Annotated in this window: 12 protein-coding genes; 3 read left to right on the plus strand and 9 right to left on the minus strand. The window is 35.5% G+C overall.

What is annotated here, in order from left to right:
- Positions 1-111 precede the first annotated feature (111 nt).
- The 7 genes from J7I96_RS17460 to J7I96_RS17490 form a co-directional block, all read right to left on the minus strand.
- A complete protein-coding gene (locus tag J7I96_RS17460) occupies positions 112-2,373 on the minus strand; it encodes a metallophosphoesterase (RefSeq protein WP_214923051.1) in 2,262 nt (753 codons plus the stop codon).
- Positions 2,374-3,164: 791 nt separating this feature from the next.
- Complete coding sequence (locus J7I96_RS17465) at positions 3,165-4,103, minus strand: DUF4915 domain-containing protein (protein WP_214772767.1); 939 nt, start codon at positions 4,101-4,103, stop codon at positions 3,165-3,167.
- A 334-nt stretch (positions 4,104-4,437) separates the two neighbouring features.
- Positions 4,438-5,229 (minus strand): FkbM family methyltransferase, encoded by a 792-nt coding sequence (locus J7I96_RS17470; protein WP_214772766.1) that lies wholly within the window; start codon positions 5,227-5,229, stop codon positions 4,438-4,440.
- A 668-nt stretch (positions 5,230-5,897) separates the two neighbouring features.
- Positions 5,898-6,458 carry an HPP family protein gene (locus J7I96_RS17475; protein WP_214772765.1) on the minus strand — a complete coding sequence of 187 codons (561 nt, stop codon included), beginning with the start codon at positions 6,456-6,458 and terminating at the stop codon, positions 5,898-5,900.
- A gap of 195 nt (positions 6,459-6,653) precedes the next feature.
- Positions 6,654-7,178, minus strand: coding sequence for a GNAT family N-acetyltransferase (locus J7I96_RS17480; protein ID WP_214772764.1), 525 nt, complete (start codon positions 7,176-7,178; stop codon positions 6,654-6,656).
- A 146-nt stretch (positions 7,179-7,324) separates the two neighbouring features.
- The gene (locus J7I96_RS17485; protein WP_214772763.1) at positions 7,325-8,311 is read right to left on the minus strand and encodes an NAD(P)-dependent alcohol dehydrogenase; all 987 of its coding nucleotides are present in this window, start codon (positions 8,309-8,311) and stop codon (positions 7,325-7,327) included.
- 613 nt (positions 8,312-8,924) lie between these two features.
- Positions 8,925-9,263, minus strand: coding sequence for a DUF1360 domain-containing protein (locus J7I96_RS17490; protein WP_214772761.1), 339 nt, complete (start codon positions 9,261-9,263; stop codon positions 8,925-8,927).
- 219 nt (positions 9,264-9,482) lie between these two features.
- Here J7I96_RS17490 and J7I96_RS17495 point away from each other — a divergent pair, with 219 nt between their 5' ends.
- Complete coding sequence (locus tag J7I96_RS17495; RefSeq protein ID WP_214772760.1) at positions 9,483-10,589, plus strand: BMQ_0737 family morphogenetic spore coat protein; 1,107 nt, start codon at positions 9,483-9,485, stop codon at positions 10,587-10,589.
- Between the two features lie 312 nt (positions 10,590-10,901).
- The gene (locus tag J7I96_RS17500; RefSeq protein ID WP_311315191.1) at positions 10,902-11,336 is read left to right on the plus strand and encodes a M67 family metallopeptidase; all 435 of its coding nucleotides are present in this window, start codon (positions 10,902-10,904) and stop codon (positions 11,334-11,336) included.
- A gap of 103 nt (positions 11,337-11,439) precedes the next feature.
- Here the strand turns inward: J7I96_RS17500 and J7I96_RS17505 are convergent, their stop codons facing one another.
- Both J7I96_RS17505 and J7I96_RS17510 read right to left on the minus strand, forming a co-directional pair.
- Positions 11,440-12,168, minus strand: coding sequence for a GT-D fold domain-containing protein (locus tag J7I96_RS17505; RefSeq protein WP_214772759.1), 729 nt, complete (start codon positions 12,166-12,168; stop codon positions 11,440-11,442).
- A 42-nt stretch (positions 12,169-12,210) separates the two neighbouring features.
- A complete protein-coding gene (locus tag J7I96_RS17510) occupies positions 12,211-13,182 on the minus strand; it encodes a hypothetical protein (protein ID WP_214923053.1) in 972 nt (323 codons plus the stop codon).
- A gap of 911 nt (positions 13,183-14,093) precedes the next feature.
- On the opposite strand from J7I96_RS17510, the gene J7I96_RS17515 reads away from it, so the two are divergent.
- The coding region (locus J7I96_RS17515; protein WP_215048094.1) for a hypothetical protein at positions 14,094-16,741 on the plus strand (2,648 nt) is incomplete at its 3' end.

Consider the following 16,741-nt stretch of genomic DNA (forward strand, 5'->3'; position numbering starts at 1 on the left):
GGTTTATTAGTTTACTATTTGTCCCGAGTTTGTGTGACATAGAAAAAAGCGAACTTCCCCTTAAGGAAAGTCCGCTTTTTATAAATTTCAAGAAAAGTTCACCTGTTCTTCTCAATAATTTGGCGAGACGATCATTTGGTCATCCAATCTAATATTGTCAATCGACCAAAACCAATTATTTTTCGCATTATGCATTCTCCATTGTAATTTCATAGAAGATGCATCTTCAGGAACCTTAATCGATTTAACTTCATACCTATTCAAAACATGTCCATTTTTATTATCCGAAGCTGCTTTATTGTCATAAACGAGAACTTGTTGTTTTTCCCCATTATCAAAGACAGCAGTTACTTCAGCTGTTTGTGTTCCTTCTTGTTTATAGTGAGAAGCAAATCCTACGTATAGATCTTTTGCACCCTCAACTTTTACAGAAGGGGAAGTTAATGTACTATCAAAAAATCCTTTTGATGCTGGTGAACCGTTATCATCCCATTCATCAGGATCCGCTACTGCTATAACACCTTGTCCAAGTTCAAATTTGCTGCGATCTTGGTCTTCCGCTTTTGTCCAAAATTCCTTTGTTGTGAAGCTCCACCCTTGCCACTCCTCGGTACCAGCTGGCATATTCGAGCTATTTGTAACCGACCAGCCGTTAGGAGCTGTATGGCTCCATCCGAGAATGGAACTTGGAATGTTTTCATTCACTGCTGGCTTTAATGCAGAGTCCAATTGGTCAAAACTTTCCCCAAGCATCATGTTGACGAATACATTTATTTTCTTGGAACCAATTATTTGGCCGTCCTCGTAAGCAGTAATCGTGAATTGTGAAGAATCGGAACTTTCCTTACTAGGAATAGCTTTTATTGGCAAATTCTTTTCTTCAGATCCTGATAGCTCATATTCAAGCTCATTATGCTCCACAGTCCACCCTTCAGGTGCATCAACTTTAATTTTTCTTTTTACACTATCATTTCCAAAGTTTTTCATCTTCACTTGGAGTGTAGTCGATTCACCTGTCGTTACTAAAGAAGGAGAAGCTTGTGCAGAGACCATTTCAAGTGCTTTTGTCTGACCATCAGCCAGTAACACCTTTTTACTGCTATTGTTAAATGAATCCAGTGCTTGTACCTTAATTTCATAATCTATTCCTGGCTTAAGTCCGGTTACAGGGAACTCTAAATTCTTTGGCACAGGATCAAGATAGAATTCAGAAAATGCGGTGAAATCTGCGTCTAGCTCCCCTGTTTCCTTGTTTTTGGCCGTTATGTGATAAGAATGTACGAGCACGTTATCTTTCGCCTGGGGAAATGTCACATTTAAACTTCTTAGTGTCGATTTTTCTTTTACAATCGAAGCCTTGTCTTTACCTGCAAAAGATGGTGGCAACTGATCTCGGTCGTCTGTATATTTAAATTTATTTTTTTTAGAAGGATTTTTTATTACCCATGGTTTTCCTGTCCAATCGTCTTTATGAAAGTCACGTTTTTTAATGATAACTTCATTATTATATACTTCTACGATCATCCCTTGACTAATATCACGATATCCTTCTGGATGAAACCCTTGAAGTTTGCCCGGTTCTAATTCCAAATAACTTACAGAAGACGTGCCAACAGACGTAAAGTCTTTTTGATGAATCGTCCTGGGGTCTTCAAGTGGATAATGAGAATGACCTGAAAAAGTAATAACTTGTGGATGCTTCTTTAATGTATCATATAAAAGTTCTTTGTTTTCCTGAGTCCCCCACAAGTCACTTCCATATACAGTGTCTTTAATGTGTTGATGAAGAAAAACAAAGATTGGTTGGTCCGGATTCTCTTTTTCCGCTGCAGCTAACTTTTCACCCAGCCAGTTAATTTGCTTAACGGAATATAAACCATGCGTATTACCATTTTCGGGACTTAACGTAATAAAATCATATCCATTTACTTTTTTATGATAGTAAAGGGAATCCATTCCTGATTTCTCGAGAAAACGATCCTGTGCTTTTTCAACGGAAAGTCCATTCCAATAATCATGGTTTCCCATTGTAAACATGGATTGGACACCAGCTTGTTTCTTCTCATTATAAATGGAAAAGAACTTATCATATTCAGTAGCGTATCCATAGTCCGTTAAATCCCCAACCACAATAAAAGCATCCTGTTTAGGCGCAGCTTTGTTTAATTGATCCATGGCTGTTCTAAACTTGTTCATATCAGCAGTTGATCCATCATCAATATGTACATCACTGATTACAGGAAAAACGAGCTCCGGTTTACGTATATTTTCTGAATTTGAAGATTCAGAGAATGCTTGTACACTTGATAAAGAAGTTGTTAATCCAACCGTTACAACGGTCATCATTGCAGCAAATTTATTTTTCGCTTTCAAAATCAATTCCTCCCACTTATCGTTTAGCTCCTTACATTATGTAATCATTTTGCAAAAAGACAAATATCCTCCTCATTTAAAATTTTTAGGTAATTACCAATTTAAATACTACCTTTGCATTATTAATAAAATATAAGAACAATGTAATTTATATATTAATAAATCAAAAAAAGGCCTCTGGCCCGTATTCGTCCATTAATGGGAATGGAGTACTATCCCTTTACTACGTAACTATTTGACAGGCTGTGTGAATAAAAGTCCACTCACCTATGAAACAGAATATATAAATAAAAACGGTGGGAAAAATGGTTATGTGCAGCTAAAAGGAAGTGCTTATTTCATACGGCTTGGGGATACCTAATGTTTTATTCGGTTGCTCCGTATGATTATTATGCAAATGTTTGGGTGGATAGTTTTAATGGCACAACAAAGAGAGGATTTACAAGTTTTGCCGTTCCGGTGGTAACGGTTGGATCATGAAAGGTCAGACGTCCTGTTATGCTGCACAATTATGGAATTTAAATCCGTATAATGCTTTGGCCACAGCAGGAATTTATTCTTTAATTGGGGCTCTCATTATTTCTGCGAACACTGGTCGTTATTAATGCAAACTTCCTTTTAATGATCTTTCTCGGAGGAATTGCATTTTTGGCATCTTTTCTCATTTTGCCTGCAATGCAAAGTACATAGCGCATTGAACTCATTATAAATAAAAATTCCCTATAGAGCTGACCTTTTTAAAGTGTCTACTCTATAGGGTACAGTTAAAAAACTGGCTAAATATCTTGTTTTTAAAACGGAATAACAGAATAAACATTTGTAACTGGTAATTTAATGTATTGATTAATATTTGATTTAAGGTCAAAGATATGGATACCTGCATTCAAAGAAATATTATTAAATTTATTATTTAACTGCTGTAAGTGTCTCATGTTACTTTGACCAACAATTAAAATATCGTTATCTAAAAACAAACCTCTAGTGAACCCGTGGAATTGAGCCACTACAAAGATATTATTAGATTTAAGATTCACCTTTGAAACATTCAAATTAAGGGAATCACAAAAAAGTAAATTGTCTTCTGAAATAAGTACGCTATGGGGTGCTTTTAAGCCATGACAGACTACTGCCTTAGGAAGTAAACTTCTCCGATCAAACTTTACAATCGCACCATCCGAAAAGTCGAAATTTTTCCATTTATCAAGGATTGAAAACATAGATAGATATAGGCTATCTTCTGTAACACATATATCATTAATATGGTGGAAATCCTCTTTTTCGTTTGTGAGGATTAGTTCAGCTTCTTTTTGCATTGTAATCTGATTTATAATTAAAACTTTGTTTCTATTAGTGCCAACAATGTAAATATATCCATCATTAGAAATATCTATGCCATGAAGATCATCAATGTTGGAGAATTGGTCGAGCGGCAGCTGGGAAATTTGGTTTAACTGCTTATCTAAAATCCATAATTGATTGAAATCTCTGTTTAAAACATAATAATGATTATTATATTTTTTTATTCCTGCAAAGTTCCCTTTAAATAAATGTTTTATTGAATTTGTTTTAATATCTAATTCGAATAATCCTTCTGAAGTATTATGAGGGATTCCTGATTCTGCACTAATCAATAATTTTTTGTTATATTTAGTGATGTTCTCGGTTGGTTTAAAAGTCGAATCTGAAGGTAATAAGGACGTCAAAAATTGTGTTGAAATGACCTTTATCATCATCATTAACTCCTTATTTTTTAAAAAAATTAAATTGACTTAACACAAATTCATTTTATTAATCTCTTTTATTTTGATATGTTGCCTAGCTCAAAAATCACTTGATTTAAATTTAGGGATCAAGGTTCGAATAAAAGCCGAAACATCTACGGGCTTGCCGTTAGCTTTTCTTCCTTTCCAGTAGAGAAAAGAAAAAGGTTACTTTACCTTTTATCAACCTCAACCGGAGGTATAAAAACGGTAAAATGCACCTTGGAACGCCCTGAAAATTCTACACATACATTCCATTTTTCTTCTTCAAATAACCTGCCACATTGCATAAAGTATATTTAACTTATTTTTTACCTTTTAGCACGATATCATAAAAGGTAGGGAGTATATCAAAATCTGACAATACTTTTTCTTTACTTGTACTGGAAATCGTGTGGCCTAAAACCCCAATGCTTGAAAAATAACTAATTATATCACTTATTTTTCCCTTTGGTGTCCCGTATTGACGTAAATGTATAGGGGAATATTCGATAACGACTTCTGAATCATCTTTGATGAGAGGTAAACATGATTCTAAAATTTCAAAGTCAGCTCCTTGTGTATCTATTTTCAATATATCAAAGTAATTGGGGGATTGTTCGCCTAAAGATTGCTTTAAAAATGTAACGGGATTCACCATATGAATACGATTTGGTGAAGATTTAAAACTTTTGTGGTTTATTGGTGTCCTTAATGTACGATGATCTCCAAAATTGTTATCATTTCTATAGAACGTTATAAATTCATCTTTCTCACCCAATGCATAATTGAAAGCAAGGATATTATTTATACCATTAAGCGTAATATTCAAAATTAAAAGTGAATAATTTAGAGGATCAGGTTCAAAACAATATATCGTTGCCCATGGTTGGGTTTTTGCTAAGGGAATAGCGATCGCACCGATATTTGCGCCTGCATCAAGAACACGACTTCCCGGCTTGATAATCGATTTTAGATAATTTAATATATGATTCTCGAAAACGACCCCCTTTCTTAAACAATCACCTACAATAACATCTTCTTTATGAGTGAGAAATTCAAGATGGATACCATCAAACACTATATTTGATTTCACAAAAGGATCCAATGTAACCATAGCTTAACCTCCTTCATTTAGTATTTCATTTTACATGATATGTATATAGAGGTTGATTGTGTAAGACTCAAGTGCACCTTTACTTGCATTAGAAAGAGCTGCCTTCATAAAGAGACTGCTCAGAACTTCAGCTAACGCATCTGTTCATATTTTAAGATCAGCCAGAAAATAATTCTGGATGACCATCTTTTATACCGATATATGATGAAGATCCCGATAAAGCTGATCGATGGAATTAAGAGGAATTTGCAGCAATAGAACCACATTTTCTTCATGCCCTTTAAGGTATGGACATCGTTGGCATTATTTAGCAAGAGATCATTTTCCGCCAAATGCCAGGAATTTTGATTGTCAATGACCTCGACTTCTCCTCGGATTACGAAAAGAATTTCATTCCAAAATGGATATGCTGAGAGTGATGGCGGATATTTGATAAGAGTCTTCTATTACAGATCCAGACATGAACACTCACCTTTTTTACTGGGATTTTACCACTGCCCATCAAGCTTAAGTAAATCATTATCATAAGTTCATTTTTATGTATGGTAGGTAAGGATTTAACTCTTATAGTAAAAAAAAAGCGGCTCCCCGCTTATTGAAGTAAGGAAGTTACAACAATAAGGGATGAGCCATAAAACATTTACATTAAAAGTATGTGATATAAATTTTCATAACCAGTGTTTTGGATATTGTCTTGTTTGAAATAAATTATTATAAATCATCGATATAAAAACTAATAATAAGGTACCTATTACAATTGAAGTCAGGAATCCCCAACCAGCTTGAGAATTGATCGAAACCAGGGCACTAGCAGCTGCGGGCGGGTGAACAGTTTTTGTAAATGTCATTATAATTAATACAATGGCCAGTACGATACCGATAATGAATAAGCTTTTACCAAAGAAGCTCCAAATGGTAAGTGCTATTGTTGTAGAGATTATATGTCCTCCAATAACATTACGGGGTTGTGACAAGAGACTTTTATGCGCGCCAAAAACAATGACACAGCTCGCCCCAAGAGGAGCTAATGCCATCGGATATCCTAAATAGACAGCTATAAAACTAATAATGATTATAGCAATGAGCCCACCTATAGCTGAAACAAAAGAATCGATATAATCAATCCTATCCTTTTCCCTAGCTTCGCCCTTCATTTTCTTTAAATATGCTGTTAAACCTATGTTTTGTTGATTGCTCCAACTTTTTTCAACACTTTTTTCGAATTCCATAATTACTATATTCCTCACGTTTTCTAAGTAAGTCGACAAGTCGACAGGTTTTTTATATATTGTTATCTTACAGGAAAACAATGAATTTTTAAATATATATCTGAATATTCATTTATTGATTTCCGTAAAACAGTTACCATCCCCCACTTTTTTGTCTGTGAACCTTTCAATATTCCTTGGCATATCATTAAGGATTTACTGTAAAAGGGAATATAGATTAGTATCAAATGAAACATCATTTTGGTACATATAATTTCTTAATATCCCTTCCTTTTTGAAACCTAAATTGATCAACAATTTGTTGGATGCTTTATTTTCAATAAAAACAATTGCTCCAATACGCGTTAATTCAAGCTCTTTAAAACCATAAGAAATCACTTTACTGACTGCTTCTGTTGCATAACCGTTACCCCAATATTTCGGGAAAAGTGCATAGCTCAGTTCGGCTCTTTTATGTTCATGAGACCATTCTTGAAATCCAATCGTTCCAATGATGCCCTCCTTCCCTTTCCATTCAATTCCCCATTTAATTCCATGTTTATCTTCGAAACTCTTTGAAAAATTCCTAATGATTTGCTTCACCTGATCTGTATTCGTTAATGGAGTTTGCCCATAATATCTTAATACATCCGGATTGGAAAAACATTTTAACAGATCTGCTGCATCACCTTCAACCAATTCTCTCAAGACCAACCGCTTTGTTTCTAAAATCGGAAACATTTTTCCACTCCCTTTCTATAATCAGACCTATATCGTACCAGCGGCGCACCTAAATAACACCCGTACCCGATACTTCCGTATAAACCTGCTGCCTTATAATTAAGAACACATTCCTTAGCTTTTTAAGGGCTTCGTTTTTTCACCCATCAGGATTCCCCATTATGTTCCATAGTTATTACGACATTTCCCTTCTTGTGTCCTTTCTCTACATACCTATGGGCTTGAACTAATTCTTCAAACGCATAACATCTGTCAATGACCACTTTTATCTTCCCTGCTTCAACAAGCTCCTTGAGGAAGTTTAGAGCTTCGGGAGTTTCTGGTGAATTTTGACTCAATATCAGCTTCTTGCCGGTTGTCAATTTAGTCCATAACATTCGAACGCCAGGTACCGGTACAGTGACATTTAGATAGGTTCCGTCCTTCTTCAACGATTTCATACAAGCTGAAAACCTACTCTTGTTTACCGCTTCAAAGATAACATCATAGGTCTCACCATCTCTGGAAAAATCCTCTGAAGTGTAATCGATGACCTTATCGGCTCCAAGAGATTTTACCAATTCTATATTCGCGGTACTGCAAACCCCTGTAACTTTTGCTCCGAAAAACTTGGCAATTTGTACTGCATAACTTCCTACACTCCCTGAAGCACCATAGACAAGAATCTTTTGACCACTCTGAACGTTAGCTTTTCTTAGATAAAACAATGCTGTACGTGCCCCAATTGGAATGGCTGCGGCTTCCTCATAAGATAAATTATTAGGTTTTATGGAAACGGGCCCGTCTTCACGCAAGCACTTATACTCGGCATAAGCACCATAACCCACTTGGGAAGCTGCAAAAATCTGGTCACCTGCTTTAAACAGCTTGACATCTTTGCCCACTGACTCAACTTCTCCAGATAACTCCAAGCCCAATATGGTTTTCTTGGGACTTCTTAATCCCATAATAAATCTAGCTGGCAGCCAAACAGAGAGGGGAACTGTAAAGCTCCGTGACCGAATATCCCCCATTGTTACCGTTGCCGCTTTTACTTTTATCAGTATTTCATTCTCCTTAGGATCCGGTTTTTTAACCTCTTTCAAATGAAGAACGTCAGGGGGACCGTACTTGGTGTACACGATTGCTTTCATTAATCCTCCTCCAATTGTATATTCACTTAAAATTTACTAACGCTCAATAACATACTTGAACTATCCTTCTCCATTCGTTGAATAAAGAATACCGAATTATAGAAATGGAAAATTGATTATTCCGGATACATCCCCTCCAAAAGCTATCAACTTTTGAATAGTCTCTTTACATTAGCTTACTCGCCTTCATTTATCTTCATGCCTCTAATAAGAACTCAGCCACCCTTAGGACGAGTAAACTCAAGTCGCTTTAAGTACCTCCTGAGCATTTCCTGTCTTAATCCCATATATATTAATCTACCTTCATCTTTTGTATGGGGAGTTCCAACATTTTTTGCTGGAGAAACTGTGTTTTTTCCCATTTCAATTCCTATTATTTTAAGAAAAAATCCATTCGTACAGAATGGATTTTAATCAATCATTAGCTTCCCTGATGCTTAATAATAAAATGTAACGCCCCTCGTACTTGCTATCAATCCACAACAGCTTTTTAGGTAGATCATCATCCAAAACCTAGCCACTCTGTCTATGAAGCACTTTTATGATGTTTAGCATATAATCTTAGTCTGAATATCAAATTACATAAAATTCTCCCCCTTAAACGATTATGCTTTCATGTTTTAGATTCAATAAAAGCGGCAGCTCCAGCAACAGCAAAGACCACTATGATCGGAAAAACAGCAGGAAAATAATAATAAATAAATACAGTAATGACGGAACACCAAAACCCTACACACCAATAACAACTCAAAAGCGTACCAATGAAATGACGAAGTCCCGATCCTTTTATTTCAATGATTTCCTCCAGTTGTCCAGAGGCATTTTCTTGGATGGTGGCAGTCAAGAAAGGTTTTCTGATAAATGAAGTGATTTCGTCAAAAACAATTAAATGAGTTAATCGGAAGGTAGCCAAAATTAAAATAAAAAAATCAAGCCATTCAATAGCCAACACCTATTCACCTCCTGATCTTTCTTTTAAGATTTTATGTTTTGAAGTTTGATTATATAAATATACATTTATAAATTCATAATAATTTATTAGCCCATTTTCTAAGAAAAATGTACCCATAAAAAGATATCCCCATAGTATGTTAATGTGTTCAAAACCTGATACTGAAGGGAAAGATGTTTGATGAAAAAAAGGAACGTCAAATCTATTCAGGGCCGACAAGTGGTACCGAACCCCATCGGACCTGAATGTATTCGAGTTACTAAAGTATATGACTGGGTTGTTCTAACAAATCGCGACCGCAATAAAGTTCAAATACCTGAAGAATGCTTTGCGGCAATTGAAGATGCACGTCATGATGGTAACACAATAACCGCTACTTGTTCGGAAGTAGTTGGTACACGAAGCTGTGATTTTATCGGAGCCATTCCAGCTAACATTCCTAGTGTTCCAGGGGCTCAAATTGTTTCCCTTGCCTTCCATGTCCATATCCGCGTTCAATTCTTTTGCAATGGAGAACCACTACCAGGTTGTAATTTCGTAGTACCTGTTAGTTTCATGGATGAAGTAATCCTATGTTTCCCTGAGGGAACAGAAATCAACTGTAATATTTTCGATGTTCAATGTACAGTTGTTTTAAATCAAATGCTAGGTGATATGGTTGTACTTGATGTGACCATGTGTAAAGATGTTCAAGTCGAGGCTGAGGTTAAGCTAGAGGTCGAGGCTAAGTTCTGTGGACCACGTCCTGTCATTCCAATTGAAGAAGATGGGTTCGTATGCCCAACACCACGATTCCCGCAACAATGCCCAACCTTCTTCCCGACGTTGAACTGCGACTGCCAAGGTTCAGCAGACTTTACTGGCGAAGCATCCATCCTTGTATTCGAAAGCGGTCTAGGTGGTCCGACAACAGGAAACCTAGATTTGACTGCCCTGGTTTGTGACCAATGTACCCTTTCTGGTAGCAGGATACAAGTTACCTACATCGATACATTAGGACCTACCCCAATTGGAACACCAGATGCTGATCTTGACCAAAGCTTCACGTTTACAGCCAACGACTTTAACCAGCCTGAATGTGTTACAGATCCTGCTACTGGATTAGTAACTGGGCTTACTGCAACTGGTACCGGTGTTATAACGCCAGCCGGAGGTGTACCAGAAAACGCGACATTCACACTGACTCTAACTGATGCTGACCCTACAGGAGATGCCGCTACACTTGTAATAACTGGCCCAACTACAAGCATCACAATTTCTCTGACAGAATTAGCTAACCCTGGATTAGAGGTTGAAGTAGGAGATTGCGATCGTTTCCCTGTATAATACTAAAAACCCGAGGGATCTTATCTCTCGGTTTTTTTTTTGGGTAAGTCTAATTCCATCATTCACTTCAATACTTAGTAAATGCACCCCACATTTTAGGCGACCCATTTATTAATTATTAGGTTACATAAAGATTCATGTTTTCATATTTATAGAGCATACCTATAAAAGGAGAGAAAAAAATGGCATCTGATAAGCTAAGACGTAAAGTTAGAAGAAAATTAGGAATGCCTAACCCGCAGCCCGCCCAACAACATCAACAAATCACTCCCTCAGCCCTCCAGGTTCGGCCAGTACGGGCAAAAGGTTGCTGTGGAAAAAACAAATGATCCAGGTTTAACATTCGGTACTTTTTACATGACCAATCATGTTAGGCAAAAATTGATTTCTCATTGCAAACGAGAACTTCCTTATGAAGCCTGTGGACTGCTTTCAGGGGGAAATGGGATTGCAGAAACAATTTGGCCAATGGAGAATGTAAATAGGAGCTCCTTTTCCTTTTCGATGGATTTAAATCAAATTCGTCATGTATTCGAACTTATCGATAGGAGGAATGAAGATTTTATCGGTATCTACCATTCCCACCCAACAGATAGTGCTTATCCGTCAGAAGGAGATATTACTTTAAATAACTACCCAGAGGTAGGTCACCTTATTATTTCGTTTGCAAGCTCTACCCCTGAATTAAAATGTTTTCAACTAACAGGAAAAAAAGTCTTTCCGATACAATTAAAATTCGTAAACTGAATTTAGTGAATAAGATACTCGCACCTCTTCCTATGAATTCAAGGTTGAATTTGCGAGTATTATTTTTTTCCCTACAATGTTACATTAATTTTTGTTTTCCTATTTAGGAAAACTGATCATTCCACTTTTTTACTAAGACGGAAAGTTTATATTCTTCTCCATCAAGAATCATATCAAGTGCATGCCCGAAATCAATGGCAACCTTCTGGGTCGATTTTGCAATTCTTGGAGCTAAAATGGTTGCCGGGATCCCAGCGGAAATTAACGCTATATCCCATTCCTGATTAGACTGGAGCTCATTTTGCACTCTAATTAACTCGTCATACCCATTTAAACCTATACTGCCAGTAATTTGTATGCCTTGTTCTCTAAAAACGATTTCTGCTTCTTTTGAACGGCGTCCAACAAGAAATACCTTCTTATCACTCAGCCATGGCCATAATGTCCCCTCGTCCAAGAGGCTCTGCATGATCCAAGCACAACAGGATTTCGTAGGCATGAACTTCAGTTGTTCAAGTACAGTTCTAGTTTGTTTTGCCCAAGGGTCAAGTCTCCAAGGAGCTATCAAACCAGCAATATCAGTATCCCGCAATGCCCTGACCAATTCCCTCCTGATTAACTCTGGTGCATGTGATACACCCGCATAAGATTCATACCGTTTAAATTCCTGTACAAGTAATCCATTGGCTGGATAGCTTAAATAGCTTATTTCACCGATTCCAAAACGGGCAAGAGAAAAGCCTCTATTCTGTTTTATCGCTTGGTCCAACAATCTTATCACTTTCCTATTATCTAATATGTATTTCTCAAAGTGATAATTTCCTTCAATCACCCACTCCCACCCCCAGTTTTCTATGCCATTAAATTTATTATCTTATTGTTTCTTCGTTAATAATAAGGAAATTTGATTGCTTGAACTGATTTCCAGATCTTGTTCTTTAAAAAACACAAAAGCCTCTACACGAATATTGCTGTTTTCTTCAGGTTGAAGGACGCTTATTTGTAAGTTAGTTAAAGATTCTGTTTGCCTTGGGTTTATATTTTTAGATTGAATTGGACATATCCAGGTTTCACCCTTCTCCATTTCTTCAAACCATTCCTCATTCATATATTTCCACCCTTTTGTTTCTTCATTTTTCATGACCCCTAAAGTTTCGGCAACATTGGGCGGCAATATTTGCCCAGATATTTTTATACTTTCTGAAGGGCTGGAACGGAGACAGATAACGGGATTCCGCAAAACTTCCGTACCTATATTTTTAATATGAAGATCTCCAATAAGCTTGATTTTGTTACGTTCTTCAAGTTCTTCAATAAAAATATGATAATCTAAAAACACTTCTGCTTCTTTTCTTTTAGTAATAGCTGGTTTCTTTAATAAGAACTTTTTCTTTTCTGGTAACCTTTTTACTTTTTGCATGGCAGGCTCTAAATTCACCCCAGTTTTTTCAGAATGAAGAAACATGTTTGAGAATATTTCAATTGGAACTAATGACAAAGCAGATAGAGGCGAACTTTCGTGAAATCTAGCCAATATTCCTATTGTTATGGACATCGCATATTTCTCACCAAGTTTTTTCCAAAAATCTTCATCCGTAATAACAGGATACATAATCTGTATATTAATAAAAGGATTACTTGAGCTTCTGACCACCTCATTAGATTTAAATTTTGTTCCAGTTCTTGTACATTCATAATGAAAAATATCCAATACCTTTTTATTAGCTGATTTCGAATTGTGGATTAATTCAAGAATGGGCTCTTTTATTCCTGGAATTTCAAAGAGTGAAAAGCATACATGAAGATCAGCCCCTTCAGATTCCTTCTTTTCATCTCTAAGTATCACCTTTGCCCCGCATGCAGACATGAATGTTTGAATATACTCCAGCACCTTCCTTTCAAGAAGGTGCTTTCTAAAGGTGTTATATTTAACATCATAGTCGGAAGAAATGACAATTCTTTTTCCATGCAATGCAGAACTTAATTGTACTTTCTGATTTTCAGTGTCTGGCTGCACATCAAAACCCAATTCCCTGAAAAGATAAGTAAATGCCGGGAGAGACTCATAGGGGATGGTTCCTGCCCTTTTATCTCCAACTTCTACTTTAATATCCATTTATGTATCCCCCTTCTTGTTAATCCTGGTAGCAGCTTTACCATTTAATTAATACCGTACGGCCCATTTCCCACACCCCTTATATCACCCAATATTTATAATATGTAAGAGGAATGAAGAAATGATAAAGAATGCACTCAGCAGACTCTAATTCCTTGTGTAAATTTGTGTATACAATATTAAAAGGAAATGTAGTGCTTCATCCACTTAAATTCTTAAGGATTTAATGAGGGATTCAAAAAGCGGATAAATATAATCACCAATTTGAATACGGTACATATAACTATTATGGAATCATTTATAAAGGGATCAGTATTTGATTAAAACCAGTCGCATGAATAATAAAAAATTGAAAACAAAGATTTTACGGTCAAGATGATCATTTTATGAGGAGGAATTTTCTTTTGTCTACCATACCCCCTTCAATGATTTGGATGTCGCTGTGTTCCTAATCATGAAGCAACACCAACACTCTCACGAACGGTACTCCACACCCATAAAAATCTTGATAAACATCTCCGCATAAAAACTTCTTGGTCATTTACAGTCGCTCAATCTCACCCTGTCTAATTGATTCCTTATTAGTACTGGCCGGAGATTGCCGCCTGTTCACATGTGATCAAAAATAAGGAGTGGTTATTTTGTACACAGATGATGAAAAAGGCAATGAAATTCAAAAAAGTAAATTGAATAAAATAACTCCAGTTCAACTTCAGCAAATGATCATTCACCTTAGATCTGAACTTTCCCTATACAAATCAAAAGTTAATGAATACGAAGTAGATTATAGTAAAAAGAAAATAAGAAAACTAATAAAACACAATGAAGAAATGGTAAATGAACAAAGAACATATCAAGAACTAATCAATCGGAAGGAACATGAAAGGAAGAGTGCAGAAACCAAGGTTCAGAAATTGGAAGAAGAAATTAAGAAATATAAGGCTGAACTACAGTACTTTAAAGAAACCAAAACAAAAGACGAAAAGAAAAATAATGACATAAAAACTCTTGGAGATAAGAATAAATTATTACAAAGTGAAATTGCTTCTCTTCAAAAGAAAGTTAAAGATTATGAGTCTGCTCAAAAACAATATGTTAAAAATGAGCAATTAAAAAGCCATGATGGTTTTCAAAAAATGGCGGATGGGCTTACAGAGGTGAAATCACTTCTTGCTCCAGTAAATAAAAAAATAACTAATTTAGATGTACAAAGCATAAATTTAGAGATTGAGAAATTAATTGAAAAAGTTATGTTTTATTTTCACGAGCAAAATATTTTCAAAAATGAAATTCAAGAATTAAAAGGAACCATTCAATCTCTCAACGAAAAAGAAATGAAATATAAAAATGAAATGAATCAGCTTACTAAAACCATTGATCATTTATCCGATCAAGAAAAGCAATATAAAGTGGAGATTAATCACTTAGAGAAAGCACTTTCAGATAAGGAAGGGCAACATAAAAAAGAGATAAACAAATATAAACATGAAATTGATCATTACATTTCAAAGATTGGCCACTTATCTGAACAGGAAAGTCAATATAAGGCGGACATTGCAAGTTTAGAAAAAGCCATGATCGAGCTTTCCGAAAAGGAAGATCAACAGAAACAAATTATCGAAAACTTTAAACTTGAAATTGAAAATTATACACAAATGATTGACCACCTATCCGAACAGGAAAGTCAATATAAGGCAGACATTGAAAATTTAGAAAAAGCCATGATCGAGCTTTCCGAAAAGGAAGAGCAACAGAAACAAGTTATCGAAAACTTTAAACAGGAAATGGAAAATCACACTCAAACTATCGGCCATTTATCCGAACAGGAAAGTCAATATAAGGCGGACATTGCAAGTTTAGAAAAAGCCATGATCGAGCTTTCCGAAAAGGAAGAGCAGCAGAAACAAGTTATCGAAAACTTTAAACAGGAAATGGAAAATTATACTCAAACTATCGGCCACCTATCCGAACAGGAAAATCGATATAAGTTGGACATTACAAATTTAAACCAGATGATTTCCGATCTAAAGGAAAAAGAAAACGACCATCAACAAGAAATCAATCATTTAAATCAAACAATTAGCGTTGTATCCCAACAAGAAAATAAATATCAAGCTGAGATTGAAAAATTAGAGAAATCCATGATCGAACTTTCCGAGAAGGAAAAGCATCATAAACAGATTATCGAAAGCTTTAAACATGACATTGAAAATTATACGCAAACGATCGACCGCCTATCCGAACAGGAAAGTCGATATAAAGTGAATATTGAGAATTTGGAACAGATGATCTCCGAACTAAAGGAAGAAGAAAACGACCATCAACAAGAAATCGATCAGTTAAATGAAACGATTAGCGTTGTAACCCAACAAAAAAATAATTATAAAGCCGAGATTGAAAAATTAGAGAAATCTATGATCGAACTTTCCAAAAAGGAAGAGCAGCAGGAACAAGTTATCGACAACTTTAAACAGGAAAATGAAAATTATACTCAAATGATCGATCAACTATCGGAACAGAAAAATGAATATAAGGTGGACATTGCAAATTTAGAACAGATGATTTCCGATCTAAAGGAAAAAGAGAACTACCATCAACAAGAAATCGACCAGTTAAATCAAACGATTAGCGTTGTTTCCCAACAAGAAAATAAATATATAGTTGAGATTGAAAATTTAGAAAAATCCATGATCGAACTTTCCGAAAAGGAAAATCATCATAAACAAATTATCGAAAACTTTAAACATAAAATTGAAAATTATACTCAAATAATCGGCCACCTATCCGAACAGGAAAGTCAATATAAAGTGAACATTGAGAATTTGGAACAGATGATTAACGATCTAAGGGAAAAAGAGAACGACCATCAGAAAGAAATCGATCAGTTAAATCAAACGATTAGCGTTGTTTCTCAACAAGAAAATAAATATAAAGCTGAGATTGAACGTTTAGAAAAAGCCATGATCGAACTTTCCGAAAAGGAAGAGCAGCAGAAACAAGTTATCGGCAACTTTAAACAGGAAAATGAAAATTATACTCAAATGATCGGCCAACTATCGGAACAGCAAAGTCAATATAAGGTGGAAATTGCAAATTTAGAACAGATGATTATAGATTTAAAGGAAAAAGAGAACTATCATCAACAAGAAATCGATCAATTAAATCAAACGATTAGCATTGTACCTCAACAAGAAAATAAATATAAAGTGGAGATTGAAAGCTTAGAAAAAGCCATGATCGAACTTTCCGAAAAGGAAAATCATCATATACAAGTTATCGAAAACTTTAA

Origin of the sequence: Bacillus sp. ISL-78 (assembly GCF_018613455.1) — a bacterium.
GTDB lineage: Bacteria > Bacillota > Bacilli > Bacillales > DSM-1321 > Peribacillus > Peribacillus frigoritolerans.